Raw genomic sequence first — 25,740 nt, forward strand, 5'->3', positions numbered from 1 at the left:
GCGGCGCGGCGGGCCAAGCCCGGTCAGGTGGACAGCGCGCGGGCGAGCGCCACGAATTCCCCGACGTCGAGCGTTTCGGCGCGCCTTTGCGGATCGACGTCCAGCGTCTCCAGCGCATCGAGTGCGCCCGGCACACCCTTCAGGCTCTGGCGCAGCATCTTGCGGCGCTGGCCGAAGGCGGCGGCGGTGACCTGTTCCAGCTTTGCGGCCGAACCGCCCTCGGGCATTGCAGCGGGAGTCACATGGACGATCGCGCTCATCACCTTGGGCGGCGGGGTGAAGGCGCTGCGGTGGACCTTCATCGCCAGCTTCGCGGTGCTGCGCCACTGGGCGAGGACCGCGAGGCGTCCGTATGCAGACCCACCCGGCTGCGCGACGATCCGCTGCGCGACCTCCTGCTGGAACATCAGGGTGAGCGAGGTCCAGTTGGGCGGCCATTGCTCGCCTCCCATCCAGCGGGTGAACAGCGCGGTGCCCACGTTGTAGGGCAGGTTGGAGAGGATCGCGTAGGGCTCGCCATCGAAGATGGCATCGTGGTCGATCTTCAGCGCATCGCCCTCGATCACGGTCAGCTGGCCGGGGAAGGCTTCGGCGAGTTCTGCCAGCGCGGGCAGGCAGCGGCGGTCCATCTCGATCGCGGTGACCTTCGCCCCGGCGCGCAGCAATGCGCGGGTCAGGCCGCCGGGGCCGGGGCCGACTTCGAGCACGTTCCTGCCAGAGAGGTCGCCGGGCACCGCCGCGATGCGCGCCAGCAACTGCTCGTCGAACAGGAAGTTCTGGCCCAGCGCCTTGGACGCGCTGAGCCCGTGCGCTGCAATCACTTCGCGAAGGGGGGGAAGGTCGGTCATCGGGCGCGCCGCGCGGCAATCTCGCCCGCCATGCGGATCGCGGCGATCATCGCGTCGGGCCGGGCGATCCCCTTGCCCGCAATGTCGAACGCGGTGCCGTGGTCGGGCGATGTGCGGATAATCGGCAGGCCGAGCGTGACATTGACCCCCTCGTCGAAGTCGAGCGCCTTGATCGGGACCAGCGCCTGATCGTGGTACATCGCGATCGCGACATCGTAGCTGCCGCGCTTGTGGGGCGCGAACAGGGTGTCCGCGGGGTGCGGGCCGGTGGCGTGGATGCCCTGTTCGCGCAGGGTGGCGATGGCGGGGGCGATCACCTCGATCTCCTCGCGCCCCATGCGGCCATCCTCGCCCGCGTGCGGGTTGAGCCCGGCGATCGCGATGCGCGGAGCGTCGATGCCGTAATCACGGCGCAGCGCCGCGTGGACGATCCGGCTGCGCTGCACGATCAGGTTGTGCGAGAGGCGCGCGGGCACATCGGCCAGGGCGCAATGCACCGTCATCGGCACGGTTTTGAGCGACGGCCCGGCGAGCATCATCACCGCATCCTCGCGCGGCAGCCCGCAGGCATCGGCGAGGAATTCGGTCTGGCCGACGAAGGCGGGATCGATCTGGGCAATCGCGGACTTGGCCACCGGGCCTGTCACCAGAGCGCTGCACTCGCCCGAGCGGACCATGGCGACCGCCTGCCCCAGCGCATCGAGAGCGCATTGGGCCGATGCACGATCCGGCTGGCCGGGACGCACCGGAGAGCCGCGCTCTCCGACCACCCGCAACGGGGGCAGGCCAAGCTCGGCCTCGCGGCGCATGATGTGCGCGACAATCTCCGGCCCGACGCCCGCCGGGTCGCCGATGGTAACGGCCAGCGGGCGCAACTGGGTCACCGGATCAGTTATATTCGATGATCGCGTCGTCGCGCAGGTCGCGCAGGAAGCGCTGGGCGCGCTTGCTGATCCGCTCTTCCTCGATCCGGTCCATGATCTGGTCGAAATCGGGTTCGCCGCTCGCTTCCGGATCGTCGCGGCCGCACAGCAGCAGCACCCGCACACCATCCTCCATCGATCCGAACGGCGGCGTGGTCTGGCCGACCTGCAGGTCCATCAGCGAAGCCTGCAGCTGCGGCGGCAGATCGCGCAAGGTGATCGAATCATTGTCGACCACGCTCGCGCCGACCGATTCGGCCACCCGGTTCGCATCGCCGCAGCCGCGGATCGTGCCGATCGCGCTGGCGAATTCCTGAACGCGTTCATTCGCCCGATCCTGGCTCATGCCCTGCGGGAAGGTGATCGCAATCTGTTTGAGGCTGAGCACGGCATCGCGCGGGTCGGCGGTGAGCACCTGCCGCTTGTCCAGCAGCAGCATGATGACGTAGCCGCCCGGGATCGGCACGGGGCCGACCAGCTGGCCGGGGGTCATCTTGGTCGCGACCTCGGCCATCTGGCCGGGCAGGGTGCCCAGCCGGACGAAGCCGAGATCGCCGCCGACCGAGGCAGTGGTCGATTCGGAGAACTGCCGGGCATAGGCCTGGAAGCTGCCGCCGGCGCGGATCTGGTCCATGATCTGCTCGGCATTGGCTTCGACGGTCGCGGCGGTTTCGGGCGTTGCCGAGAGATAAATCTCGGCGAGGCGGTATTCTTCCTGCCCGCGCGAGGTCTTGAGCCGCTCGATCGTGTCATTGACCTCTTCGGCGGAGACGTTGACGAAGGGGGCCACATTGCGCCGAAGCAGCATCTGCCACGCGATCTCGCCCTGGATCTGACGCTTGAGCGTGGCGGGAGACGAGCCTGCGGCGAGCAGGAACTTGTCCATCTGCTGCGGATTGCTGCCGAAATTCTGCTGCGCCAGGATGGCGTAGCGCTGGTTCACCTCTTCCGAAGTGACTTCCATGTCCTGCGCGGCGGCGGCCTGGATCTGCAGCGTTTCGTCGATCAGATTACGCAGCACCTGCATCCGCAGCGCCTGCAGCTGATCGGCGGGGATTTCCTTGCGCTCCGAAGCGGCGAGCACCAGCGCGACCCGATGATCAATGTCCGTACCGGTGATGACCGTACCGTTCACCTTGGCGGTCGCGGTGCGCATGTTCGGGTCCAGATGATCCGGCCGGACCACCTCGGCGGGGATACCGAAGGGGCCGTCGCTCGCCGCCTGCTGCGCTGCGGAGGGCTGCGGCGCGTCCTGCTGCGCCGCGTCGCCCGCCTGCTGGGCCTGCGCCGCGATCGGCATCGTCGCCATCGCAAACGCGGCGAACGAGGTGGAGATCTTGCTGATAATGCTGATGCTGTCGGTCACGAAGATAGCCTGTTGGTCGCTGGTGCGGGCGATGGGTCCCCGCCGGAGGAGCGCATTCGCGCGATCTGGCTGAACCATTGCTGAGTATTCTGCGGAGGGAGCCTCTAGCGCGTTCGCGCGGCTGTGCCAATCGTGGCGCTCATCCACCGAAGCCGAGGTTGAGCAGGCGGAAGGTCAGTTCGAACGTATTGCCGCGCAATGCGTCGCCCTGGGTGGCGTAGTCGCGCCGCCAGGTGAGGCCCAGATCGATGCAGTCGTCCTGGTACGCGATCCCGATCCGGGTACGGATCGGATCGAACCCGTCGGCCTGCAGTGTCGGGTCCTCGTCGCGATTGGTCATGTTGACCACCGCCGAACCGAACAGCGACCAGTAGCGGGCGAAGGCGACCCGGCCCGCCGCGCGCAGTTCCTCGCGGTCGCCCAGATCCTCGTTGATGTTGGGGATGTCCCGGTTGAGCCTGAGATAGCCGATTTCGGCATAGGTCCGCCGCGATCCGATGGTCGCATCCACCTCGGTACGGCGCGGCGTGAAGTCGTCCTTGTCCAGCCGGAAGCGGTAGGTGAAGGAGACGAAATCCTTGTAGCGCACGCGCGCCCGGCCGACGAAGTCGGAGAACCTGTCCGACAGGCCGGTCCCGTCGGGGAAGATGATCGGCTTGTCGTCGAGCCGGTAGGACTGGCCGAAATTGGCGGTCACCTGCCAGTCCGGCTTGGTGAACTGCCAGTCGACCCCGTAGGTCACCCGCGCGCCGTCTTCGAACCGGTCATCCCCCGGGAAGCGGTTGAGCGAGAACAGGTTCACGTCTTCCAGATCGATCGAGCGCGAATCCTCGTTGGGGATCGCGGCGTTGCGGATGGGCGGGGTGGCGACCACCTGGACCCGCGGGGTCAGCACCTGGGTGCCGCCGAAAATCGGGCCGACCAGCGGCCACGACACGTCGATCGCGGCAAGCCCGATCGCGCGGCCCTGCCACCCTTCGCGCCCGCGATAGCTGGCAACCGTGGTCGCCGCCGAATTGTTGGTGTTGTAGACATCGCCGCGCGCCAGCGCGGTCAGTTCCACCACCTGGCCAAGGCCGGTCACCCGGCGCAGGTTCCACTGTGCGGAGGCGAAGCCGCGCTGGGTATCCTGCCCATCCTCGCGCAGGATGCCCAGCGTATTGCCGCGCAGCGTCACCGTGCCGCCCAGCAGCGGCTCAGACATCCGGCGGCGGTAATCGATCAGCGGCAGCGCGACGGGCACCTCGCCCTGCGGCTGGCCCAGCCGCAGGGTCTGCGTGGCGAAGCCCGCGACCACGAAATAGCTGTTGGCATCGATCCGCTCCAGCTCGCCCACGGTGCGCAGCCGGTCGTCGCGGCTGATGTCGTAGCGGCGCAGGAAGGTGCGGTCGCTGGCGCGACGGACCGAGCCGGTGAAGCTCCAGTTCTCGTCGAACTGGTAGCGCCCGTTGGCGGCGAAGTAGCCGCGAAAATCCTCGTCGGTCTGGGGCAGGCCCGTGTTGAGGTCGATTCGCCGGCTGACCGTGGCATAGCCGGTCGCCTGGAACGCGCCCTTGTCCGACAGGGTGCGATAGGTCGCACGCGCCATCGGGGCCGCGTCGGTGAACACGTGCGCACCCAGTTCAAGGTCGCGGTTTTCGGCGAGCCGCCAGTAATAGCTGCCGCTGACCTCCACCCCGTTGGAGCGCGAGATGCGCAGGCTGGGGACGAGGAAGCCCGATTGCGGGCCGCCGTCGGTGCGCAGCTCCAGCGTGGGCAGGGGCACGATGCGCGCGCCGAACAGCGAGAAATAGCCCTGTTCGAACCGCACCGTGTTGGCGTCGGGATTGTAGACGACCCGTTCGGCGGTGATCTTCCAGCTGGGCTGCTTGGGGCAGCCATCCTCGTCCACCACCGGGCAGCCCGAATAGGCCGCTCTGGTCAGCGCAATGCGTCCGTCGCCCGCACGCTCGCCGCGTTCCGCCGCAAGCCTGCCGCCTTCGCGCAGCACCAGCAGCAGGTCTTCCAGCGCGCCCGCTTCGAAGGTGTCGGTCAGCTCCAGCTGTTCGGCATAGAGCTGGTTGCCGTCGCCATCGACGTAGCGCACGCCGCCGCTGGCATCGATCCGCCCGGCGGGGCGATCCCAACGGACCTGATCGGCGCGCACGGAACGCTCGCCCTCGCGCAGCAGCACGTTGCCGCGCGCGATCACCGTGTCGGCCTGCGAATCATATTCCAGACTATCCGCCTCGAACCCGATCTCGCGCGGGGTGCCGGGCGGCTGATCGCCGTCGATATAGTCGGACACCGCCTCGTCGACCGAGCTCTCCTCGTCCGCCTGCTGGCCGCTCTGCGGCTCGCTTTGCGGCGCATCCTGGGCGTGCGCGAGGCTGGGCCACGCGATCGTCGCCATCACCGCCAATGCGGCACCACTCAGCAGGCAGGCGCGGCCACCAAAGGCAGGCGACGCGGAACGATCGGTCAGGCGCATGCCTTGCCTATTGCACCGAGCCTGCCTAATCGCAATCGCACTTGCGGCAGCGCGCGCAGGCGCGGCTCTTTAGTGGCCCGCGCGACACGGGGGAGGTAGTTCCCCGCGCCGCCGGTCGAGATCATCCAAGGGACCCCCACCACATGCAAATCACCTTCGCCGACAGCCTTCCCTCCGATGCCGTCCTGATCGCCTCGATCGCGAACAAGGACAGCCTGCCCGACGGGATCGAACCCGCACTGGCCGAAGGTGCCAAGCGGTCGCGGTTCAAGGGATCGGCAGGCCAGGTTGTCGACGGGTTCGTCGAACGCGATGGCAAGGTGCTGCGGGTCGCGCTCGCGGGTGCGGGCGATCCCAAGGCGAAGGACCGCCGCGCCAATCTGGAAAAGGCGGGCGGCGCGCTGGCGGCGAAGTTCCTGACCTCGGGCGAAAGCACGATCGCGCTCGACCTGACCGGTGCGGGTCTTTCCGCGGAAGACGCCGCCGCAGTGCTGCTCGGCCTGCGGCTGCGCGCGTGGCGGTGGGACGAATACCGCACCACGCAGAAGGATGCTGAGAAGGTTTCGCTAAAGAGCGCGGTGATCGTCGGCGCGCCCGACGGCATCGAAACCGCGTGGCAGCGTGAGGGCGCGCTGGCCGAAGGCGTCGAGTTCACCAAGGAACTGGTCACCCTGCCCGCCAACGTCCTCTACCCCGAAAGCTTCGTCGAACGCTGCCGCAAGGCGCTCGAGGGTACGGGGATCGAGATCATCGTGCTCGACGATGCCCAGATGGAAAAGCTCGGCATGGGCGCGCTGCTCGGCGTCGGGCAGGGCTCGGACCGCCCCTCGCGCATCCTCGCGATGCGCTGGAACGGCGGCGATGAGGGCGCCAAGCCCACGCTGCTGGTCGGCAAGGGCGTGACCTTCGATTCCGGCGGCATCTCGATCAAGCCGGGTGCGGGCATGGAAGACATGAAGTGGGACATGGGCGGCGCAGGTGCTGTCGCAGGGACCATGGTCGCGCTGGCCAAGCGCAAGGCGAAGGCCAACGTCGTGGGCGTGTGCGGGCTGGTCGAGAACATGCCCGACGGCAAGGCGCAGCGTCCCGGCGACGTGGTCACCACGATGAGCGGCCAGACGGTCGAGGTCATCAACACCGACGCCGAAGGGCGGCTGGTGCTGTGCGATGCGCTGCACTGGGCGCAGAACGAGTTCGATCCCGCTGCGGTGATCGACCTTGCCACGCTGACCGGCGCGATGCTGATCGCGCTGGGCAACGAACAGGCGGGTCTGTTCTCCAACGACGATACGCTGGCGGGCAACCTGTCCACCGCAGGCGCGACCAGCGGCGACAAGGTGTGGCGGATGCCGATCGGCCCGGCTTACGACAAGCTGATCGATTCGCCGATCGCGGACATGAAGAACGTCGGCCCGCGCGAAGCAGGCTCGATCACCGCCGCGCAGTTCCTCCAGCGGTTCATCAAGGACGGGATGCCCTGGGCGCACCTCGACATCGCCGGGATGGCGTGGTCGAACAAGCCGGGCGCAACCTACGGCAAGGGCGCGACCGGATACGGCGTGCGCCTGCTCGACCAGTATGTCCGCGACGTGATCGAGGGCTAGGCGAGAGCCCGCATGCCCAAAATGCGCAAGAAGGGCGACCTGCCGAGCAAACCTTGCGCGGCCTGCGGGTTGCCCTTCGCCTGGCGGAAGAAGTGGGAGCGGGACTGGGACGCGGTGAAATATTGTTCGGAGCGGTGCCGCCGGGCGGCCAAATCGGCTGGCGCGGGCTCGTGAAGGTCGATTTCTGGCTCCTCTCCCGCGATCCGGCGGAACGCGTGGTCGCGATGATTGCCGAGCGTGTGCTGGCAGAGGGCGGGCGCGCGCTGGTTGTCAGCGGCGATGCCGCGCAGCGCGAATCGGTTTCCACCACCTTGTGGGAGGCGCGGCCCGAAGGCTTCCTCGCCAACGGGCAGGCGGGCGGGGCGCATGATGCGGACCAGCCGATCCTGATCGGCGAGGCGTGCGTGTCCACCAACGCGGCAACTGCCTGCATCCTCGCCGACGGGCACTGGCGCGCAGAAGCGCTGGCGGGCGATCGGTTCGAGCGCGTGTTCCTGCTGTTCGGCGACGAACAGCGCGACGCCGCGCGCACCGCTTGGCGCGAGGTGAGCGCGGCCGAAGGCCTCGAACGCAGCTTCTTCGAACAGAAGGACGGGCGCTGGGTGAAGGTCGCCTGACGTCCGCAGCAGCCCGCGCGGTCTTGCCGTTGGCGTGGAAGCTGCTAGGGGCGCGCGCGACAAAATTCTCCCCCTACAATTCGCAAGGAACAAGACCATGGCGGTTACCCGCACCTTTTCGATCATCAAGCCCGACGCCACCCGCCGCAACCTGACCGGCGCGGTCACCAAGATGCTGGAAGAAGCCGGCCTGCGCGTCGTCGCCTCCAAGCGCATCCAGATGAGCGAAGACCAGGCGAAGAAGTTCTACGAAGTCCACGCAGAGCGCCCCTTCTACGGTGAACTGGTCGCCTTCATGACCAGCGGCCCCGTTGTGGTGCAGGTGCTTGAAGGCGAAGACGCCGTGAAGCGCAACCGCGACGTGATGGGCGCGACCAACCCGGCCGACGCCGAAGAAGGCACGATCCGCAAGGCGTTCGCCGAATCGATCGAAGCGAACTCCGTGCACGGCTCGGACAGCGACGAAAACGCCGCGACCGAAATCGCGTTCTTCTTCAGCGACGACGAGATCGTCGGCTAAGCTTCGGCCTGACTAATCAAAAGAGGGCTCCGGAGCGATCCGGGGCCCTTTTTGTATGAGTGCTGGCGGGTCGCCGTCGCGTGTCCGGTTTGCGTACCAGCTTTGCTCGTTCTAGCAATCGCCCGGTGATGTGATGACCCGGCAGACTTCTGACGATGGCGACGGGAAGCCACTCGACGAAGTTAAGCCGGGCCAACCGAGCCTGTTAATGTATCATCACCCCTCAAAAGCGAGCCTACGGTCGAAGAGCAGAGAGGTGAGTCATGATTTGGACATTCAGAATTGCGCCTTGGGCGATGCTGAGTGTCGCGATCGCGGGATGCTCGATCGGCGAGCCAGCTTCGAGATCGGCACCGCCTCAGCCGGACGCATATTATGAGAGCCAGGCGGAAGCCGATGCCGATCTCGCGCGGTTCGCGTCAGAAAATCCCTCGTGTGCCCTGTGGACCAATTGGCAGAAGGCATGCGCGGACACAGGACCCGACCATTCAACGCAATGCATCAGCGATTCTGACCGCCAGGTAGCTCCCTCGAAGCCGTTCTGCGCAGATTCCGGGGCCTATGTCGGCCCAGATCTTGCGGATGGCGTCTCTGCATCGAAGGCGCGCTTTTGTGACGATCTGCGTCTGTCGAGTGCCGTCGACGCGCAGGGGCAGCGCACTAGCGTATACGTCTGCGATAAATTCGAGCCTGACAGGCCCTTCAATGGCCAAAAGGTCGAAGACATTGTTGGCTCGCAACTTTGCAAAAGCTGGCGCAGGGGCGTCGAAGGCGTACTCTATTGCGCAAGATGGGCCGATGAAACCTGTGGCCCGCGCGATGCGCAGGCGCAATCACAGGCGGCTGTCGAGAATAGCCTGAAGTTTACCGGCGGCATCTCAATTCCCGAGCAATCTCGCGTGCAAATGGATTCGATCATTGGCGTACAATGTACGATTTCGCCGGCCTCTCGGGACGTGGAGGGGCGGTCTGCTGTCGGTTGAGCAGATGCGCGTCCATATCGGACTTCCGAATGCGCCCTAAAACTCCTCCGCCGCATCCATCAGCTTCGTGAGCCGCTTGGGCGCGACGCTGCGCCATGAGCGTTCCAGCCAGTGCTGCACCTGGCCCCAGTCGCAATCGGGCCGGTTGAGCGCGATGCCGACCCAGCCGCTCGCGTGGTAATAGGCGGGGCGGAAGAACACCTCGGGGTCGCGCTCGACCAGATCGGCGAGTTCGTCCTGCCCGCTCGTTTTCGCGAGCAGCGCGATCTGATGCGCGCCGTGGTGGCGATCCGCGAAGTGGGCGAAGAACTTGCCGCTCTTGCCGGCGATCTTGAACCCGGGTGAGCCGTGGCTGGTGGCCGCCTCCGCTTCGGGCAGCTCCATCGCCAGCTTGCGTACACGTCCCAGCAGCCAGTCCGGATCATAGGCGCGCGAGACATAGTCGCCCAGCACGCGCGGGTAGAGCTGGTGCTCTGCGATCCGCACGCGGTGGGCGAGCGTCTCGGGCGTGTCGCCGCCGATCACCGCGACCTCCGCCTGCCCCAGCACTTCGCCCCCATCCAGTTCGGTGGTCACGAGGTGAACCGATGCACCGGCAAGCTCGTCGCCAGACTCCAGCGCACGGGCATGGGGATCGAGCCCCTTGTACTTGGGCAGCAGCGAGGGGTGGATGTTGAGCATCCGGCCTTCCCACCGCTCCACGATGGCATCGTCCAGCACGCGCATATATCCAGCCAGCGCGACATATTCCGCGCCGCTTTTGCGAATCGAGGCATCCATCGCGGCATCGTGCTCGGCGCGCTTCATGCCCTTGTGGGAGAGGGCGAAGGTGGCGATGCCCTCCGCCTCGGCCAGCGCGAGGCCGCCTGCGTGGGGATCATTGCTGGCGACCAGCACGATCTCGAACGGCGCGCCCTGCCTGCTGGCATAGAGCAGCGCGGCCATGTTGGTGCCGTCGCCCGAGATCAGTACCGCGACTTTGGCGCGCGACGGATTAGCGCTCATGACGTTTAGCGCCCCTCGGCCTCAGTGATCGTGCCGGGCGACCCAGTCGCTCTGCGCCGACCATAGCCCGGCGGTGCCGTCGACATCGCAGCCGCGCGTCCCTTCGACGACCTCGCCGATGGTGAAGACGGTTTCGCCAGCGTCCTGAAGCCGCTGCGTAACCGCGTCGGCGTGCTCCTGGGCCACCATCAGCACCATGCCGATGCCGCAGTTGAAGGTGCGGGCCAGTTCCTCGGGCTCGATATTGCCCTGCGACTGGAGGAACGCCATCAGCCGCAGCTGCGGCCAGCGCTGCGCGTGGACCTTCGCCCGAGTGCCGTCGGGCAGCGCGCGCGGGATATTTTCCAGCAGGCCGCCGCCGGTGATGTGCGCCAGCCCGTCGATCAGGCCGTCGCGGATCAGCGGCAGCAGGCTGCCGACATAGATCCGCGTCGGCTCCATCAGGTGATCGACCAGCAGCCTGTCCTGATCGAACAGGGCGGGACGGTCCATCTTCCAGCCCTTGTCCTCCGCCAGCCGCCGGACCAGCGAGAAGCCGTTGGAATGCACACCCGAACTGGCGAGGCCGATCAGCACATGGCCCGGAGCGATTCTCTCTCCGGTCAGCTGTGCCCCGCGCTCGACCGCGCCGACGCAGAAGCCTGCCAGATCATAGTCGCCGGGCGAATACATGCCGGGCATTTCCGCGGTTTCGCCGCCGATGAGTGCGCAGCCCGCCTGCTTGCAGCCCTCCGCGATGCCCGCGATCACGCGCTCCGCAACGCCGCTTTCCAGCTTGCCGGTCGCGAAATAGTCGAGGAAGAACAGCGGCTCCGCGCCCTGCACGATCAGATCGTTGACGCACATTGCGACCAGATCGATGCCGACGCTATCGTGCCGGTCGTGATCGATCGCCAGCTTCAGCTTGGTGCCGACGCCGTCGTTCGCGGCGACCAGCAAGGGGTCCTTGAACCCGGCCGCCTTGGGATCGAAGAACGCGCCGAATCCGCCGAGTTCGGCATCCGCGCCGGGCCGGGCGGTTGCGCGTACCAGTGGGCCGATCGCCTTGACCAGCGCATTGCCTGCCGCGATCGATACTCCGGCACCTTCGTAGGTGTAGCTTTTTTCTGGGTCGGTCATTGCGGCCCCGTCTTACGCTTTCGCGCTTGGAAATCCATCGCCACTTGGGCAAAAGGCCCACGAGTTTCCCCGATGACCCTTCCGGCTTCCCCTTTCGCGCGCATCGCCATCGCCTGTCTCGCCCTCTGCGGGCTTGGGGCCGCGCTGTATGGTGGCTGGGTAAACGCGCAGGTCGAGGGCGATCGGGGAATCGCGCCGCTGATGGTCAGCACCGACATCAATGTCGGCGGGATCGAGGTCAACGTGACCGCCGATAATCCCGAGGAAGCGCGCCAGAAGGGCTGGCAGGAAGCGCAGCGCAAGGCGTGGGAAAAGCTGGGCGGACCCGACATTTCCGATAGCCAGCTGCAGGGCCTCGTCTCCGCGATCGTGATCCAGCACGAGGAAACCGGGCCGAAGCGCTATGTCGCCACGCTGGGCGTGACCTTCGATCGCCAGCGCGCGGCGGGCTATCTCGGGCGTTCGGGCGAGACGCAGCGCTCCGCACCGATCCTGCTGCTGCCGGTGACGGTCAGCGCGGGGACCGAGCTGATGTACGAACAGGCCAATCCGTGGCAGCGCGCCTGGGCCGAGTATCAGCCGGGCGCGAGCCGGGTCGATTATGTGCGGCCCGCAGGGCAGGCGGGCGAATCGCTGTTGCTGACCTATGGCCAGACCGGCCGCCGCAGCCGCAACTGGTGGGCGACCATTCTCGACCAGTTCGGCGCGGCCGACGTCCTCGTGCCGATCGCGCAGTTGCATTATGTCTATCCCGGCGGCCCGGTCGAAGGGCGTTTCGTGGCGCGTCACGGGCCCGACGACGAATATCTCGGCAGCTTCTCCCTGCGCGCGAACTCGCCGCGCGAACTGCCCGCGATGCTGAACCGCGCGGTCGAGCGGTTCGACGAGATGTTCGTCAAGGCGCTGGCCGATGGCACGATTCGCCCGGACAAGACGCTGGGCCGCAGCAGCGGGATGATGGACCGCGACATCGCCCGCCTGATCGAACAGAGCCGCGCGATCCTCGCCCAGGCGGAAGCTGCGCGCAATCGCGCCGCGACTGAGGAAGAGAACGTCGCCGATGCCAATGCCGCGCAGGCCGATGCGGCGGCGGGCGGCGACGCGCCGAGCATCATCAACCTGTTCATCAATTTCCCCACCCCCGATGCGGCAAGCTTCGAAGCGGGCCTGAACACCGTGCGCGGGACGCCGGGCGTGCGCGGAGCCTCGATCGGCAGCGCCGCGATCGGCGGCACCTCGGTGTTGAGCGTGACCTACGAGGGCACGATCGAAGAGCTGGTCGGCGCGCTGGCGCAGCGCGGCTACAACGTGCAGCGCGCGGGCAATTCGCTCAATATCAGTCGCTAGTCGGGGCCGTTAGGTGTCGCGCCCCTCTTCCCAGTTCGCGCTCCCCTTGCCTCCGGCGCAAGAGGGCGACCCGGCCAGCATCGTGATCGGCTCCGCCAATCTGCCAGTGGTCGAGGCGCTGCGCGAGCCGGAGCGTTGGCCCTTCCGGACCGCGATTTTGCGAGGCGAGCCGCGCTCGGGCAAATCGCTGCTGGGGCGCTGGTTCGCCCATGCCGGGCTGGGCGAGACGATCGATCCGGCCGACGCGATGGAGGAAACCGCGCTGTTCCACCGCTGGAACCGCGCGCAGGAAGAGGGCACCGCGCTGCTGCTGATCCCCGAAAAGGCCCCGTGGGAGATCGCACTGCCAGACCTCAGATCGCGGCTGGGCGCGGCTCTGGCGCTTGAAATCGGCCAGCCCGACGACGACATGATGCGGGACCTGATCGTCAGCCATGCGGCGCGCCGCGGGCTGATGCTGGGTGAAGACGCGCTGACCTATGTGGCTCCGCGCATGACCCGCAGCTTTGCCGCTGCAGAAAGGTTCGTTGCCGTGCTGGACCGTCTCGCTTTGGAACGACAGGCCCGCCCGACGCGTAACCTGTGCCGCGATGCGCTCGAAACCCTATATGGTCCCGATCAGGGCCGCTTGCTTTAGTCGGGGAACGGTGAAATGTTGAAAGCACGATGCTCGTGGGTCTGATCGACTATCTCGACTCCGTTAAGAAGCGGGACCCCGCGCCACGGTCGCGGTGGGAAGTGCTGCTCTATCCGGGCGTGCTCGCGCTGGGGCTGCACCGGGTCGCGCACTGGCTGTTCGAAGCCAAGCTCTATTTCCTCGCCCGGCTGGTAAACCATTTCTCGCGCTTCCTGACCGCGATCGACATCCATCCGGGCGCGACGATCGGGAAATACTTCTTCATCGACCATGGCTTTACCGTGATCGGCGAGACCGCCGAGATCGGCGACTGGGTGACGATCTACCAATGCGTGACGCTGGGCGGGACCAACCCGACCAACGGGCAGCCGGGCAAGCGGCACCCGACGATCAGCGATTACGCCATCATCGGCTCGGGTGCGCAGGTGATCGGCCCGATCACGGTCGGCCAGCGCGCGCGGATCGGCGCCAATGCGGTCGTCACCGACGATGTGCCAGAGGGCGCGACGATGATCGGCATGAAGGCGCGATCGACCCTGGTGCCTGCCGAGGAATGGCTGCGCGAGTTCATCCCCTACGGCACCCCCTGCGACGAACCGTGCGAAGACCAGTCGACGGTCGGCAAGCGGCGCGCGGACGCGATGGAGGCGGAACTCGCCGCTCTGCGTGCCGAGCTGGAGGCGCTGAAGGCCGATCGCGCCGCCCCCGGGGCGCCGGAGCGCGACCCCATGCGGCGCAGCGGATCGGGTAGCTGATGGCGGCCGGTCCCGGCGGCACCGTACTCGCTTTCCCCGGCGCGAAGCCTAGCCAGGTCGGCTTTGCGCGCGAAGAGCTGATGCGCATTCTCGATCTGTACGGCCGGATGGTCGCGGCGGGCGAATGGCGCGATTACGCGATGGATTTTGGCCGCGATGCGGCCAGCTTCGCCGCCTTCCGCCGCGCCGCCGAACGCCCGCAGGCGCGCGTGGAAAAGCGCCCTTCCTTGCGCAACAAGCAGGGCATGTGGACTTTGTTCGGCGAACACGGCCAGATCCTCAAGCGCGGACACGAACTGGCGGGTGTCCTCGCCCCGCTCGAACGGCGGCTGGTCAAGGCGATCGAGGACTAGGCGTAGAAAAGGCCCGCCATCCACAGGGATGACGGGCCTTGTTCTGATGTCCGACGAGAGGCCGCTACGCCGCCGCCAGCACCCGCTCGCTGCTGGGCAGGGCCTCGCGCCAGTCCTCGGGCACGATGCCCAGCACGCCGCGCCGGATCGGGGCCCAGAAGGCCGACAGCGTCAGCAGGGCAGAGCCGATCACAAGCGCGGTCAGCGCTACGGTCAGTTCCACCGCGCCGAAGCGGTCGAACAGGAAGGCGAGCGCGAACAGCACGTAGATCAGCGCCGAAACCAGCAGTGCGCGCCGGTCCACGATCAGCGCGACGATCCCGAAGACGATGTAGATCGCCAGCACCGCGATCGCCTTGCCGATCCCGATATCCGACCCGCCGACCACGCCGAGAGTGGCGAAGATCGGGTGTGCGATCATCGGCGCGGCAAGCAGGTGGAGCCAGAAGGCGACATCGCTGCGCCGCGTGGTGCGCGCCGGGTCCTGAAGATCCCACCGCATCGCGAAGGCGAACACCGCTAGCCCAGCGACGAAGGTGAGCCACAGCGCAACGTCGCCCTTGTCGATATCGAGTGGCGCGAGCGCCGACAGCGCCAGCCCGATCGCCGTCGCGGAAAGCGCCGCCGCGCCCGCTGCAATCGTGATCGGCACCTTGAAGCGCAGCCAGTGCAACCACGCAGCGAGCGCGGCGATGAGGCCCGCTCCGGCTACGAAATAGCCTGCCAGCGGTTCGCCCTGTTCGGTGCCCACCAGCACCACGCCGAGCGCGGTCGTGCCGATGAACACGCCGCCCACGAAGGCCAGCAGCAGGATGATGCTGGGCAGCGCCATGCGCCGCCTGCGGGTGAAGAACTCGGCCAGCGGCCACGCGGTGAGCGCGACCAGCCCGGCGGCGATCGCAACCGATACCGCGGTGCTCAGACTGCTTTGCTGCTGGTAGGCGGCCCATGCGGCCTCGGAGGCCTCGACCGACCAGTCCCAGGCCTGCACCGGTACGATCAGCTTGCCGATCTGCTGCCCGATCGCACCTGCGGCGAACAGCATGATCGCGATGCCGATCGCGACGAAGATGTCGTTGAAGGAGTTGAGGAGCCGGAAATTCTCCTCGTCCCCGCGCGAAATGCCGCGCACCTCGCTCATGTGCGCACGGAAGGCTGCCGCAGCATCCTCCGAAAGCGCGCCTGCCGCGACGGCGGAATTGATGTCTTCTTCGGAATACACCGGCCAAGCCTCCCCTGCCTGTTCGGAAAGGGAGGCTATGACCAGTGTGTTAGCGTGTCAATACAGCCTGACGGAGCGAGTGTGTCGCTGGTCGGGTGCAGGTATGCGGGCAGGTGCTAGTCGAACACGTGGCTGACGTGGAGCGCGGTGTCCTGCGCGTGGGTGATCTGGCGGATGATCCGGTGCAGCATCATCGCGCATGCGATCAGCAGCACGCTCGACACGGCGCCCATGCCATTGGCGACCACCATATTGCTGCCATCGCCATAGCCTTCCATCCGCGCGCTGATATTCGACAGGATGCTGCCGATGATCCAGCAGGCCCACCAGGCGTTGATGAGGCCCGGCGCAGGCTCGCCGTAGCTGTCGCTTTCCAGATGGCTCTCGTTCCACAGATCGCGCATGTTCTGGAACGGCTTGATCAGATTGGCGAAGGGGATGAAGTACCAGCCAACCGCCATTCCGGGCGAGGACTCGGTCTCGATCCCGCGCTCCTTGAGATTGGCGTGCGCGCGGTAAATCCACATGCCCACCAGCACGACCGAGACGAGGAAGATCGCCAGATAGGCGATCGCCGCGAAGCCGTAGGTGACCGCGAGCGTTTCCGGCGTCATCGCATAAAGATCGACCTGGCCCGTCAGCGCGAGCACTTCGAACACCAGCATCACCGCGGCGATGCCGATATAGGCGATGATCGCGTAACCGGCATTGCGGGCGCGCGATTTCAGCTGCGCAAAGCCGCCGTCCGAAGCCTCCGCTTGTGCGTCGGCCGCGGCAAATTCCATGGTTTCCATAAAGTATCAGCCCCCGAGGGGCGGAGCGAGCCGTACTGGCCGCTCCCCCGACCCCCGGGGGCTGAATTATCCTGCCCTGTCGCGCCGCGCTATCGAAAAAACGCGGCGGCGACCGGACCTTAGCCGGATCTGCGGCGGGCGTTAGCCGCGCGCGCTGTCCGGACCGGTGCCGGTGACCTTCTGCATCGCGGCGAGGATCGCGCCCGACTGCTCGGCACCCGACTGCGGGGCCTTGAGGTTGGACTGTTCGCTGATCTTGGCCCAGTTTTCGGCAAAGCCTTCGACGGTACGCTCACCCTCGGGCAGCCACACCGCGTCGTTCATCACCACCCATGCCGAGTGGAAGCCGCCCGCGCCTGCGCCCACGATCGCGTTGGTCGGCGAATCTTCGCTGACGAGGTAGAGCGCGGCGGGCACCACGTTCTCAGGGGCGAACAGCTCGAACGCTTCCTTGGGGAACAGGTCCTCGGTCATCCGCGTGCCCGCGACGGGGGCCAGCGTGTTGACCTTGATGTTGTACTTCGCGCCTTCGATCTGGAGCGTCTTGGTCAGGCCGGCGAGGCCCAGCTTGGCTGCGCCGTAGTTGGCCTGGCCGAAATTGCCGAACAGCCCGGTGGAGCTGGCGGTCATCAGGATGCGGCCATAGGCCTGTTCGCGCATGGTCTCCCAAACGGCCTTGGTCGCGTTGGCCGATCCGTTGAGGTGCACGTCGACCACGAATTCGAAGTCGGCCGGCTCCATCTTGGCGAAGCTCTTGTCGCGCAGGACGCCCGCGTTGTTGATCAGGACATGGACGCCGCCCCACTTCTGCTTGGCGTCGGCGACCATCTTTTCCATCTGCTCGTATTCGGTGACCGAGGCTGCGTTGGCCATTGCTTCACCGCCGGCCTTTTCGATCTCTTCGACCACCTGCGCCGCCGCGTCGGACGAACCGGTGCCGTCGCGCGAACCGCCCAGATCGTTGACCACGACCTTCGCGCCGCGCCGCCCGAGTTCGAGCGCGTAGGCGCGGCCAAGGCCCCCGCCTGCACCGGTGACGATTGCGACCTTGTCTTTGAACGAGATGCTCATGAGTGTCTCTCCGCTAGGGTTCCAGAACGTGAAAATTGGCTGCGGAGTGGCAGGTTCCGGCCATTCTGGCAACACCGCGCGGGATGGACCGCCATGCCGTAGGGGCAGGCCGCGCCTGCATTGCGCGGCCTGCTATTTTGCGGCGATCAGTCGTCCGCCAGCTGCTGCAGCAGATAGACGATCTGCATCGCGCGCAGCGTCGCGCGCTGTTCGTTGTCGACGCCGCCTGAATGGCCGCCCTTGGTATCCTCGTAATAGAGGTAATCGTCGCCCTGCGCGGCCATCCGCGCGGCGGCCTTGCGCCCGTGGCTGGGGTGCGTGCGGTCGTCGGCGGTGGAGGTGACGAAGAACACGCGCGGGTAGTCCTTCTGCTCGAGCAGCTTCTGGTAGGGGGAATAGCCCTCGATCCACGCGCGCTGTTCGGGAATGCGCGGGTCGCCATATTCGCCGATCCACGAGGCTCCGCGCCCGATATACTGGTAGCGCAGCATGTCGAACAGCGGGATCTGGACGATCGCGGCGTTGAACAGGTCGGGTGCCTGGGTGAACGCGGTGCCGACCAGCAGCCCCCCCTGCGAGCCGCCTTCGACCCCCAGATGCTCCGGGCTGGTGATCCCGCGTGCGACAAGATCGCGGCCCACCGCGATGAAATCGTCCCACGTGCGCTGCTTGTTCTCGCGAATGGCGCTCTGGTGCCAGTTCGGCCCGAACTCGCCACCGCCACGAATATTGGCGAGGACGTAGGCATTGCCCCGCTCAAGCCACATCTTGCCCGTGCTGCCGAGATAGGAGGGCAGGCGCGGCACCTGGAAGCCGCCATAGCCGCCCATCAGCAACGGGGTGCTGCCATCCATCGCCATGCCCTTGGGCTTGACGAGGAAGTAGGGGATTTTGGTACCGTCCGGGCTGGTCGCCTCGAACTGTTCGATGTCCATGTCCGCGGCATCGAACCGCTCGGGGCTTTCCTTGACCACTTCCAGATCGACGCCGTTCCCGGCGTAGTAATAGGTGCCCGGCGACAGGAAGTCGGTCGAGGTGAACATGATCTGGTCGGTCTCATCCGACGCCGTTGCCACGCCGACGGTCGCGTTCTCCGGCAGGTCGATCCGCTGGCTGGTCCACGCGCCATCGACATAGTCGAACTTGAGAACCTGCCCCCGGACATTGTCGAGGATGCTGACATAGAGGCTGCTTTTGGTGGAGCTGGCGCCGCGCTTTGTCTGGCGATCGGCGGGCTTCCACACCAGCGTCTTGGTCGCGCCGTTGGGATCGGCCTTCCATTCTTCCAGATCGGCGGAGACCAGCGAGTCCGCCGGGAACGTCTGCCCCTGTGTTTCCCAGTCGACATCGGTCGAGAACAGGATCTGGCCGTCGATGATGCCATAGGGGCCGGCCTTGGCGGGCAGGTCCAGCTTCACCCACTCGCCGTCCATCTCGTAGAAATATTCGCGCTCGTGGAAGGATACCCCGCGATAGGCCATGCGTCCGTGGATCGTCCCTTCGCCATCGCGCAGCAGGTAGGCCCCGGCAGAGACATCGCTCTTCTCGCCACGGAAGATTTCCGGCGCATCCTCCAGCGCGGTCCCGCGCTTCCACACGCGGGTGGTGAAGGGGTAGAAGCTGTCGGTAACCGTGCCGTCGCCGAAATCGCGGCTGACCAGCAGCGTGTCTTCATCGACCCAGCTCGCGCTGCCCTGGCTTTCGGGCAGTTCGAAACCGCCATCCACGAAGTCGAGCGTGTCGAGGTCGAACTCGCGCGCAATGCTCGCGTCCTTGCCGCCATCGGACAGGTAGACCATGCAATGCGTGCCGGCGGGCGGCAGGCAGGTCATCCCGCCATAGACCCATTCCTTGCCCTCTGCCGCAGCAAGCGCGTCGACATCGAGGATGGTCTCCCATTCCGGGTTGTCGGTCCGCCAGCTTTCCAGCGTGGTGCGGCGCAGGATGCCTTTGGGGTTTTTCGCGTCCTGCCAGAAATTGACCAGGCCGTATGGGGTGAAAGAGACACCGGGGATGCGGTCCTCGGCATCGTAGATCGCCAGCGCTTCGGCCTTCAGTTCCTCGAACCGCGGGTCGGTCTGCAGCGCGGCGACGGTCTTCTCGTTCTCGTTCTCGACCCATTTCAGCGCGCGGTCGCTGCGGGTTTCCTCCAGCCAGATGAAGGGATCGTTCTCGGCTTCGAATTCGGGTTCAACCACGGCGTTGGTATCCTGCGCGGCAAGCGGACTGGTGAGAAGCGGCGCGCTGGCGACCGACACGGCAAGCGATGCGATGATCGCGCGAAGTGAAGTGGATTTCATCGGCTGGCTCCCCCTGGAACGGATGAAAGTGAGTGGAATGTGAGGCACTTGTCCCGCGCGGGGCGAGACTTGCCAATGTCGCTCGACGGAAGCGGCTGTCTGTTTGTCGATTGCACACCCGCGTCAGGCGAGCCCGCGCAGCGCAGGTATCAGCGCGTCGAAGCTGTCGATCACCGCGTCCGCGCCCAGATCATGCGCGGGCTTGTCGCAATAGCCGTAGCCTGCCGCGACCACCGGCACGCCCGCTGCGCGCGCTGCCATCACGTCGTAGGTGCTGTCTCCGACGAATGCGAGCCGCCGCGCGCCACACCGCTCCATCGCGGTCAGCACGGGATCGGCGGCTGGCTTCGCGCGGAAATTGCCGTTCGCATCCTTGCCCAGACTGTCCCCGCCGATCAGCGTCACGAAGCGGTCGGTCAGGCCCAGCTGCTCGAGGATCTCGGCAGCGAAGCCTTCGAACTTGTTGGTCACCACCGCCAGCTTCACATCCATCGCGGCCAGCTCGTCCAGCGTCTCGATCACTCCGGGGAAGGGCTGCGTATGGACCGCATTGTGCTGCGAGTAATACCGCAGCAGCGTCTTGTAGAGCGGGCGGAAGTCTTCCTCCGCCATGCTGCCGCCCTGGGCCTCGATCGCGCGGGCGAGCATCACCTTCGCGCCGCCGCCGATCAGACCCTCCACCTGCTTGGCAGGCACCTGCTGGTAGCCGCCATCTGCCAGCGCGTGGTTCACCGCCGCCGCAAGGTCTGCCTTGGTGTCGAGTAGCGTGCCGTCGAGATCGAGGCCTATCGCATCAAAGGGAAAATCGCTCATGCGGGTCTGCGTGGCGAAACCTTCTTCAATCTGCAAGCCGATGGTGGCACAGCCTGCCGCATGACCGATTTCGCAGCCATCATTCTCGCCGCGGGCAAGGGCACCCGCATGAAGTCCGACCTGCACAAGGTGCTCCACCCGATTGCGGGGCGGGCGATGCTGCATCACCTGATGGCCTCGATCGACACGCTGGGGCCCAAGCGCAAGGTCGTGGTGGTCGGTGCGGGCCGCGATCAGCTGGAAGCTGCGTTGGGCGACGACGCCGAAACGCGCGTGCAGGAGCCGCAGCTGGGCACGGGCCACGCGGTGCAGCAGGCGGAAGAACCGCTGGGCGATTTCACCGGCGATGTGCTGGTGCTCTATGGCGACGTGCCCTTCGTGCGCGGGGAGACCATGCGCGCAATGCTCGACCGGCTGCATGCCGAGGATGCGCCCAAGGTGGTGGTGCTGGGCTTCGAACCGGAAGACGCGCTGGCCTATGGACGCGTAATCGCCGACGAACACGGCCGCATTTCCAAGATGGTCGAATTCAAGGACGCGAGCGAGGAAGAGCGCGCGTGCAGCTTGTGCAATTCGGGGCTGATGGCGGCGCGCGCGCAGGACATGTTCGCGCTGCTGCGCCGGGTGGGCAACGACAATGCGCAGGGCGAGTATTACCTGCCCGACATCGTCAACATCGCGATCTCCGATGGCGACACCTGCGCGGCGGTGACCGCAAGCGATCCGGGCGAGGTCGCGGGGATCAACAGCCGCGCCGAACTCGCCCGCGCCGAGGCGCAGTGGCAGGATCTGAAGCGCGAGGAAGCGATGGCGAACGGGGCCACGCTGCGCGCGCCCGAAACCGTGTTCTTCAGTTATGACACGCAGATCGGCCGCGACGTGACGATCGACCCCAACGTGGTGTTCGGCCCCGGCGTGCGGGTGGCGGATGGCGCGCATATCAAGGCGTTCAGCCACCTGGAGGGGGCCACCGTGGGCGAGGGCGCGCAGGTCGGGCCCTACGCCCGCCTGCGACCCGGTGCGGTGCTGGAGAAGGACGCCTTCGTCGGCAATTTCGTCGAGATGAAGAAGTCGACCTTGGGTGAAGGCGCGAAGGCCAGCCACCTCACATACCTCGGCGATACCGAAGTGGGCGCGGGCGCGAACATCGGCGCGGGCACGATCACCTGCAATTACGACGGCTACTTCAAGTACAAGACGACCATCGGGGAGCGGGCCTTCATCGGCTCCAACTCCGCGCTGGTCGCCCCCGTCACCATCGGTGCGGACGCGATCGTCGCGGCGGGCAGCACGGTGACGCGCGATGTCGCGCCGGGTGAACTGCGGATGGAGCGGGCCGAGCAGTCGATCAAACCCGGCTGGGCGGACCGTTTCCACGATACGATGAAGAAGAAGAAGCGGGGGGAAACCAAGTGAAGCGAATGATTCTGGTCGGCTGCGGCGCGCTCGCGCTGGCGGCCTGTGGCGATGCTACTGCAGAAACCAGCGGGGCGAGCGCGGATGAGACTGCCGAAGCTCCCGCGAAGGCAGCGGACGAGGGTGCCGAGGCGCAAGAGGACGCTGCACAGGCCGATGCGTCGGGCGATGAGAAAGCTCCGGCCGTGGCGAAGGTTGCCTGTGCATCGGACGAGCAGGAGCTGTTTTCCTGCGCAGCCGGTACCAAGCGGATCGCTGTGTGTGGCGTGACCAACGCGCAGGGCCAGAAGACCGCGCAGTACCGTTTCGGCGGTTCGGGCAAGCCCGAGATCGTGCTGGACGGCGGTCGTTTCGCCAGCGTGCCCTATTCGGGCGGTGGCGAAGCGCAGATCGAGTTTGCCAACGGCGGCGTGCGCTACATCGTCTACAGCCGCACGGTGCGGACCAATTTCGAGGCGGACGAGCCGAACAATCCCGAATTCACCGATGGCGTGCTGGTCGTGCGTGACGGCAAGCCGATTGCCGAGCGCAATTGCACCGGCAAGGTCGAATCGGTCGATGTGATGGCGGGCGATTCCTACGGCGGCGTCGCGAACGAGCTGTTCTATTACGACTGACGACACCCAAGATCGGAACGGGCGCGATGATGGCCCGCTCGCCTGCTGGCTGTGCGGGCGGCCCATCGCGACCCGGCTGCAATGGCATCATCCGGTGCCCAAGGCGAAGAAGGGGCGGGGCACCGTGCCGGTCCACCCGATTTGCCACCGCACGATCCACGCCAATTTCACCAATGCGCAGCTGGCCCGGATCGGCGACGATCCGGAGCGGCTGAAGGAAAATCCGGCGGTGGCGAAATTCGTCGGCTGGATCGCGGACAAGCCGCCCGATTTCCACGCGCCGACGCGCTAGCGAAGCGACGCTAGTCGCTCAGCTTTTCGCGCAGTTCTTCGGTCAGTTCGGGTGCGAAGCGCAGCACCAGCCGCGCGGTGAAGAGGCCGATCACGATACCGACCATGTCCGCGAACAGATCGTAGATATCCGCATCGCGACCGATCAGATCGAGCCCCTGAACGATCTCGATAAGCCCGCCGAACGCGGTCAGCAGCACGAAGATTCGCACCGCGCCCGCCCTGGGCCAGCCGGCATAGGCGAGCCCTGAGAGGACGAAGAACGCGAAGGCATGGTTGACCTTGTCGTTCATGTTCTCCGGCCCCGGCGCGGTCGGCAGGATGGCCAGCGTGAACGCGCCGATCGCAGCCACGACCAGCGCGATCCGCGCGAAGCGGGCAAGGCGGGGGGAGACGATCATGGTGCGACCCGTGGCAGGGACAGGAGGCCCCGCCGGGAAATCAGCCTTCGACGTGCTCGGCGAGGATGGTCAGCCCGTTCTCGCCCACTTCGGCGAAGCCGCCGCGCACTTCGATCGTCTCGGGGCTGGCACCGGCGGTCTTGAAGATCTGCAGCGCGCCGTCGCGAATCGTCGACATGAAGGGCGCGTGGCCTTCCAGAACGCCGAATTCACCCTCGGTCCCGGGCACGACGACCATGTGCACGTCGTCGCTGCGCACGTGGCGGGCGGGGGTCACCAGTTCGAAGTGGAGGGGCATAATCTTCAGGTCTCCGTGTCGGGCCGCAGGGTCGCCGCGGCCTGTGATGTGCTGTCGAGCCGCAGCCCGATGATAATCGCTATTCCGCCGCCGATCATATAGCCGACAAAACTCAGGATGTCGGGCCAGATCATCCGGTAGACGACCATCTGCCACGCGGCCAGCGGCATTGCGGCGATGGCGATCGCGCTGATCACGAACAGCGGCAGCATGATCGGAACGCGCTTGCCGCGCAGCCAATGGACCATGCAGCCGAAATTGATCGCGACGAACGGGAAGGCGAAGGCATAGAGCCAGACCGGCTGCGCGGGCTGATCGAACACCATCCGCGCTGCGATCCGGAACATTTCGTCGAATTCCTGCCAGTTGTCGCGCCGCCAGCGATGGATGTCGAAGGCGGAGATCAGCAGAAAGTCCGCTATGCCAAGCTGCAATAGCCGGCGGAGCAGCAGGTCGACGCCGGTCGGCGCACTCACCTGCTGCCCATCAGCCATGGTCGCTTAAGCGTCCTCGGCCATCTTCTTGGCCTTCTCGACCGCCTGATCGATCCCGCCGACCATGTAGAAGGCGGCTTCGGGCAGGTGGTCATATTCGCCGTCGACCACCGCCTTGAAGCTCTTCACGGTGTCTTCGAGCTGCACGAACTGGCCCGGGATGTTGGTGAACACCTCGGCCACGTGGAACGGCTGGCTGAGGAAGCGCTGGATCTTGCGCGCGCGGGCGACGGTCAGCTTATCTTCTTCCGAAAGCTCGTCCATGCCCAGAATCGCGATGATGTCCTGCAGCGACTTGTACTTCTGCAGCGTTTCCTGAACCTTGCGAGCGGTCTCGTAGTGCTCTTCGCCCACGACGCGCGGTTCGAGCACGCGGCTGGTGGAGTCGAGCGGGTCGACCGCCGGGTAGATGCCCAGCTCCGAAATCGCGCGGTTCAGCGTGGTCGTTGCATCCAAGTGGGCGAACGAGGTGGCAGGCGCAGGGTCTGTAAGGTCGTCGGCGGGCACGTAGATGGCCTGCACCGAGGTGATCGAGCCCTTATTGGTCGAGGTAATGCGTTCCTGCAGGTTACCCATGTCGGTCGCCAGCGTGGGCTGGTAGCCCACGGCCGAGGGAATACGGCCCAGCAGCGCGGACACTTCCGAACCCGCCTGCGTGAAGCGGAAGATGTTATCGACGAAGAACAGCACGTCCTGGCCTTCTTCATCGCGGAAATATTCCGCCATGGTCAGGCCCGACAGCGCCACGCGCGCACGCGCACCGGGAGGCTCGTTCATCTGGCCGAAGACGAGCGCAACCTTGGAGCCTTCCGAGGTCGCGTTGCCGTCGGCGTCCTTGGCGATGACGCCTGCGTCGAGGAATTCGTGGTACAGGTCGTTACCTTCGCGGGTCCGTTCACCCACGCCCGCGAACACGGACACGCCGCCGTGGCCCTTCGCGATGTTGTTGATCAGTTCCTGGATCAGCACGGTCTTGCCGACGCCCGCGCCGCCGAACAGGCCGATCTTGCCGCCCTTCGCGTAAGGCGCGAGCAGGTCGATGACCTTGATGCCGGTGACGAGAATGCTCGATTCGGTCGACTGGTCGACGAATTCGGGGGCTTCGGCGTGGATCGGGGCGGTCTTTTCCGCGCCGATGGGGCCACGCTCGTCGATCGCTTCGCCGATCACGTTCATGATCCGGCCCAGCGTCTTGGGGCCGACCGGCACGGAAATCTGTGCGCCGGTATTGGTGACTTCCTGCCCGCGGGTCAGGCCGTCGGTGCCGTCCATCGCGATGGTCCGCACGGTGTTTTCGCCCAGGTGCTGCGCGACTTCCAGAACCAGCGTCGAATCGCCGTTCTTGGTTTCCAGCGCGGTCAGGATCGCGGGCAGTTCGCCTTCGAAATGCACGTCGACGACGGCACCGATCACCTGCGCGATCGTGCCGTTACCGGTAAGGTTGGGCTTGGTGGTGGTTTTTGCGGCGGTGGCCAT

The 25,740-nt window shown here is 66.3% G+C and carries 27 protein-coding genes; 12 read left to right on the forward strand and 15 right to left on the reverse strand.

Annotated elements, in window-relative coordinates:
- Positions 1–23: 23 nt before the first annotated feature.
- The 4 genes from rsmA to KYN89_RS09255 all read right to left on the reverse strand — a co-directional run bounded on the left by rsmA (position 24) and on the right by KYN89_RS09255 (position 5,607).
- The gene (gene rsmA, locus KYN89_RS09240; protein ID WP_222824773.1) at positions 24–848 is read right to left on the reverse strand and encodes a 16S rRNA (adenine(1518)-N(6)/adenine(1519)-N(6))-dimethyltransferase RsmA; all 825 of its coding nucleotides are present in this window, start codon (positions 846–848) and stop codon (positions 24–26) included.
- Complete coding sequence (gene pdxA / locus KYN89_RS09245) at positions 845–1,732, reverse strand: 4-hydroxythreonine-4-phosphate dehydrogenase PdxA (RefSeq protein ID WP_222824774.1); 888 nt, start codon at positions 1,730–1,732, stop codon at positions 845–847. The genes rsmA and pdxA overlap by 4 nt, the downstream gene beginning before the upstream one ends.
- A gap of 4 nt (positions 1,733–1,736) precedes the next feature.
- Positions 1,737–3,137 (reverse strand): peptidylprolyl isomerase, encoded by a 1,401-nt coding sequence (locus KYN89_RS09250; protein WP_346727221.1) that lies wholly within the window; start codon positions 3,135–3,137, stop codon positions 1,737–1,739.
- Between the two features lie 139 nt (positions 3,138–3,276).
- A complete protein-coding gene (locus KYN89_RS09255; protein ID WP_248285094.1) occupies positions 3,277–5,607 on the reverse strand; it encodes an LPS-assembly protein LptD in 2,331 nt (776 codons plus the stop codon).
- 143 nt (positions 5,608–5,750) lie between these two features.
- Between KYN89_RS09255 and KYN89_RS09260 the strand changes: the two genes are divergently transcribed.
- From KYN89_RS09260 to KYN89_RS09280, 5 genes are all read left to right on the forward strand, one after another.
- The gene (locus tag KYN89_RS09260) at positions 5,751–7,211 is read left to right on the forward strand and encodes a leucyl aminopeptidase (protein ID WP_222824776.1); all 1,461 of its coding nucleotides are present in this window, start codon (positions 5,751–5,753) and stop codon (positions 7,209–7,211) included.
- 12 nt (positions 7,212–7,223) lie between these two features.
- Complete coding sequence (locus KYN89_RS09265; RefSeq protein ID WP_222824777.1) at positions 7,224–7,385, forward strand: DUF2256 domain-containing protein; 162 nt, start codon at positions 7,224–7,226, stop codon at positions 7,383–7,385.
- Positions 7,334–7,828, forward strand: coding sequence for a DNA polymerase III subunit chi (locus KYN89_RS09270; RefSeq protein WP_248285095.1), 495 nt, complete (start codon positions 7,334–7,336; stop codon positions 7,826–7,828). Before KYN89_RS09265 ends, KYN89_RS09270 begins: the two co-directional genes overlap by 52 nt.
- 97 nt (positions 7,829–7,925) lie before the next feature.
- The gene (gene ndk, locus KYN89_RS09275; RefSeq protein ID WP_010234237.1) at positions 7,926–8,348 is read left to right on the forward strand and encodes a nucleoside-diphosphate kinase; all 423 of its coding nucleotides are present in this window, start codon (positions 7,926–7,928) and stop codon (positions 8,346–8,348) included.
- A gap of 263 nt (positions 8,349–8,611) precedes the next feature.
- The gene (locus KYN89_RS09280) at positions 8,612–9,331 is read left to right on the forward strand and encodes a hypothetical protein (protein WP_222824779.1); all 720 of its coding nucleotides are present in this window, start codon (positions 8,612–8,614) and stop codon (positions 9,329–9,331) included.
- A gap of 36 nt (positions 9,332–9,367) precedes the next feature.
- On the opposite strand, the gene purN is transcribed toward KYN89_RS09280, so the two are convergent.
- Positions 9,368–10,336, reverse strand: coding sequence for a phosphoribosylglycinamide formyltransferase (gene purN / locus KYN89_RS09285; RefSeq protein WP_222824780.1), 969 nt, complete (start codon positions 10,334–10,336; stop codon positions 9,368–9,370).
- A gap of 21 nt (positions 10,337–10,357) precedes the next feature.
- Complete coding sequence (gene purM / locus KYN89_RS09290; RefSeq protein ID WP_222824781.1) at positions 10,358–11,455, reverse strand: phosphoribosylformylglycinamidine cyclo-ligase; 1,098 nt, start codon at positions 11,453–11,455, stop codon at positions 10,358–10,360.
- Between the two features lie 72 nt (positions 11,456–11,527).
- Here purM and KYN89_RS09295 point away from each other — a divergent pair, with 72 nt between their 5' ends.
- The 4 genes from KYN89_RS09295 to KYN89_RS09310 are packed head-to-tail and all read left to right on the forward strand — an operon-like array spanning position 11,528 to position 14,547.
- Entirely contained in the window at positions 11,528–12,802 is a 1,275-nt protein-coding gene (locus tag KYN89_RS09295) for a heavy-metal-associated domain-containing protein (protein WP_222824782.1), read from the forward strand.
- 46 nt (positions 12,803–12,848) lie between these two features.
- Positions 12,849–13,439: a P-loop NTPase family protein gene (locus KYN89_RS09300; protein WP_222824926.1), complete on the forward strand. Its 591-nt coding sequence runs from the start codon at positions 12,849–12,851 to the stop codon at positions 13,437–13,439.
- A gap of 29 nt (positions 13,440–13,468) precedes the next feature.
- The gene (gene epsC / locus KYN89_RS09305; RefSeq protein ID WP_010234249.1) at positions 13,469–14,194 is read left to right on the forward strand and encodes a serine O-acetyltransferase EpsC; all 726 of its coding nucleotides are present in this window, start codon (positions 13,469–13,471) and stop codon (positions 14,192–14,194) included.
- The gene (locus KYN89_RS09310) at positions 14,194–14,547 is read left to right on the forward strand and encodes a DUF2794 domain-containing protein (protein WP_010234252.1); all 354 of its coding nucleotides are present in this window, start codon (positions 14,194–14,196) and stop codon (positions 14,545–14,547) included. Before epsC ends, KYN89_RS09310 begins: the two co-directional genes overlap by 1 nt.
- 64 nt (positions 14,548–14,611) lie before the next feature.
- Here KYN89_RS09310 and KYN89_RS09315 read toward each other — a convergent pair whose 3' ends face one another.
- The 5 genes from KYN89_RS09315 to KYN89_RS09335 form a co-directional block, all read right to left on the reverse strand.
- Complete coding sequence (locus tag KYN89_RS09315; protein ID WP_222824783.1) at positions 14,612–15,769, reverse strand: hypothetical protein; 1,158 nt, start codon at positions 15,767–15,769, stop codon at positions 14,612–14,614.
- Between the two features lie 116 nt (positions 15,770–15,885).
- Positions 15,886–16,554, reverse strand: a complete 669-nt coding sequence (locus tag KYN89_RS09320; RefSeq protein WP_222824784.1) for a DUF4328 domain-containing protein — start codon at positions 16,552–16,554, stop codon at positions 15,886–15,888.
- 150 nt (positions 16,555–16,704) lie between these two features.
- Positions 16,705–17,634 (reverse strand): SDR family NAD(P)-dependent oxidoreductase, encoded by a 930-nt coding sequence (locus tag KYN89_RS09325; RefSeq protein ID WP_054523637.1) that lies wholly within the window; start codon positions 17,632–17,634, stop codon positions 16,705–16,707.
- Positions 17,635–17,780: 146 nt separating this feature from the next.
- Entirely contained in the window at positions 17,781–19,934 is a 2,154-nt protein-coding gene (locus KYN89_RS09330; protein ID WP_222824785.1) for a prolyl oligopeptidase family serine peptidase, read from the reverse strand.
- A 123-nt stretch (positions 19,935–20,057) separates the two neighbouring features.
- On the reverse strand, positions 20,058–20,747 hold the full coding sequence (locus tag KYN89_RS09335) for an HAD family hydrolase (protein ID WP_222824786.1): 690 nt from the start codon (positions 20,745–20,747) through the stop codon (positions 20,058–20,060).
- 60 nt (positions 20,748–20,807) lie between these two features.
- Between KYN89_RS09335 and glmU the strand changes: the two genes are divergently transcribed.
- Genes glmU through KYN89_RS09350 form a run of 3 tightly spaced genes read left to right on the forward strand, consistent with a single transcriptional unit; the run spans position 20,808 to position 23,072 of the window.
- Positions 20,808–22,163, forward strand: a complete 1,356-nt coding sequence (glmU, locus tag KYN89_RS09340; RefSeq protein WP_222824787.1) for a bifunctional UDP-N-acetylglucosamine diphosphorylase/glucosamine-1-phosphate N-acetyltransferase GlmU — start codon at positions 20,808–20,810, stop codon at positions 22,161–22,163.
- A 5-nt stretch (positions 22,164–22,168) separates the two neighbouring features.
- On the forward strand, positions 22,169–22,780 hold the full coding sequence (locus KYN89_RS09345) for a hypothetical protein (protein ID WP_222824927.1): 612 nt from the start codon (positions 22,169–22,171) through the stop codon (positions 22,778–22,780).
- Positions 22,770–23,072 (forward strand): HNH endonuclease, encoded by a 303-nt coding sequence (locus KYN89_RS09350; protein WP_346727227.1) that lies wholly within the window; start codon positions 22,770–22,772, stop codon positions 23,070–23,072. The genes KYN89_RS09345 and KYN89_RS09350 overlap by 11 nt, the downstream gene beginning before the upstream one ends.
- Positions 23,073–23,082: 10 nt before the next feature.
- On the opposite strand, the gene KYN89_RS09355 is transcribed toward KYN89_RS09350, so the two are convergent.
- Genes KYN89_RS09355 through atpD form a run of 4 tightly spaced genes read right to left on the reverse strand, consistent with a single transcriptional unit; the run spans position 23,083 to position 25,740 of the window.
- On the reverse strand, positions 23,083–23,472 hold the full coding sequence (locus tag KYN89_RS09355; RefSeq protein ID WP_222824788.1) for a VanZ family protein: 390 nt from the start codon (positions 23,470–23,472) through the stop codon (positions 23,083–23,085).
- A gap of 40 nt (positions 23,473–23,512) precedes the next feature.
- Entirely contained in the window at positions 23,513–23,770 is a 258-nt protein-coding gene (locus KYN89_RS09360; protein WP_010234269.1) for an ATP synthase F1 subunit epsilon, read from the reverse strand.
- Between the two features lie 5 nt (positions 23,771–23,775).
- Positions 23,776–24,264 carry a hypothetical protein gene (locus KYN89_RS09365; protein ID WP_222824789.1) on the reverse strand — a complete coding sequence of 163 codons (489 nt, stop codon included), beginning with the start codon at positions 24,262–24,264 and terminating at the stop codon, positions 23,776–23,778.
- Positions 24,265–24,270: 6 nt separating this feature from the next.
- On the reverse strand, positions 24,271–25,740 hold the full coding sequence (gene atpD, locus KYN89_RS09370; protein ID WP_222824790.1) for a F0F1 ATP synthase subunit beta: 1,470 nt from the start codon (positions 25,738–25,740) through the stop codon (positions 24,271–24,273).

The organism is Alteriqipengyuania abyssalis (assembly GCF_019857185.1).
Classification (GTDB): Bacteria; Pseudomonadota; Alphaproteobacteria; order Sphingomonadales; family Sphingomonadaceae; genus Alteriqipengyuania; species Alteriqipengyuania abyssalis.

Bases quoted from the DNA above. Each gene is read 5' to 3' on its own strand.
- KYN89_RS09255 (WP_248285094.1), bottom strand. From the start codon at position 5,607: ATGCGCCTGACCGATCGTTCCGCGTCGCCTGCCTTTGGTGGCCGCGCC.
- KYN89_RS09335 (WP_222824786.1), bottom strand. From the start codon at position 20,747: ATGAGCGATTTTCCCTTTGATGCGATAGGCCTCGATCTCGACGGCACG.
- KYN89_RS09360 (WP_010234269.1), bottom strand. From the start codon at position 23,770: ATGCCCCTCCACTTCGAACTGGTGACCCCCGCCCGCCACGTGCGCAGC.
- KYN89_RS09365 (WP_222824789.1), bottom strand. From the start codon at position 24,264: ATGGCTGATGGGCAGCAGGTGAGTGCGCCGACCGGCGTCGACCTGCTG.
- epsC (WP_010234249.1), top strand. From the start codon at position 13,469: ATGCTCGTGGGTCTGATCGACTATCTCGACTCCGTTAAGAAGCGGGAC.
- KYN89_RS09295 (WP_222824782.1), top strand. From the start codon at position 11,528: ATGACCCTTCCGGCTTCCCCTTTCGCGCGCATCGCCATCGCCTGTCTC.
- KYN89_RS09355 (WP_222824788.1), bottom strand. From the start codon at position 23,472: ATGATCGTCTCCCCCCGCCTTGCCCGCTTCGCGCGGATCGCGCTGGTC.
- purN (WP_222824780.1), bottom strand. From the start codon at position 10,336: ATGAGCGCTAATCCGTCGCGCGCCAAAGTCGCGGTACTGATCTCGGGC.
- KYN89_RS09320 (WP_222824784.1), bottom strand. From the start codon at position 16,554: ATGGAATTTGCCGCGGCCGACGCACAAGCGGAGGCTTCGGACGGCGGC.
- KYN89_RS09325 (WP_054523637.1), bottom strand. From the start codon at position 17,634: ATGAGCATCTCGTTCAAAGACAAGGTCGCAATCGTCACCGGTGCAGGC.
- atpD (WP_222824790.1), bottom strand. From the start codon at position 25,740: ATGGCCACCGCCGCAAAAACCACCACCAAGCCCAACCTTACCGGTAAC.
- purM (WP_222824781.1), bottom strand. From the start codon at position 11,455: ATGACCGACCCAGAAAAAAGCTACACCTACGAAGGTGCCGGAGTATCG.
- KYN89_RS09260 (WP_222824776.1), top strand. From the start codon at position 5,751: ATGCAAATCACCTTCGCCGACAGCCTTCCCTCCGATGCCGTCCTGATC.
- rsmA (WP_222824773.1), bottom strand. From the start codon at position 848: ATGACCGACCTTCCCCCCCTTCGCGAAGTGATTGCAGCGCACGGGCTC.
- KYN89_RS09345 (WP_222824927.1), top strand. From the start codon at position 22,169: ATGATTCTGGTCGGCTGCGGCGCGCTCGCGCTGGCGGCCTGTGGCGAT.
- KYN89_RS09280 (WP_222824779.1), top strand. From the start codon at position 8,612: ATGATTTGGACATTCAGAATTGCGCCTTGGGCGATGCTGAGTGTCGCG.
- KYN89_RS09310 (WP_010234252.1), top strand. From the start codon at position 14,194: ATGGCGGCCGGTCCCGGCGGCACCGTACTCGCTTTCCCCGGCGCGAAG.
- glmU (WP_222824787.1), top strand. From the start codon at position 20,808: ATGACCGATTTCGCAGCCATCATTCTCGCCGCGGGCAAGGGCACCCGC.
- ndk (WP_010234237.1), top strand. From the start codon at position 7,926: ATGGCGGTTACCCGCACCTTTTCGATCATCAAGCCCGACGCCACCCGC.
- KYN89_RS09330 (WP_222824785.1), bottom strand. From the start codon at position 19,934: ATGAAATCCACTTCACTTCGCGCGATCATCGCATCGCTTGCCGTGTCG.
- KYN89_RS09265 (WP_222824777.1), top strand. From the start codon at position 7,224: ATGCCCAAAATGCGCAAGAAGGGCGACCTGCCGAGCAAACCTTGCGCG.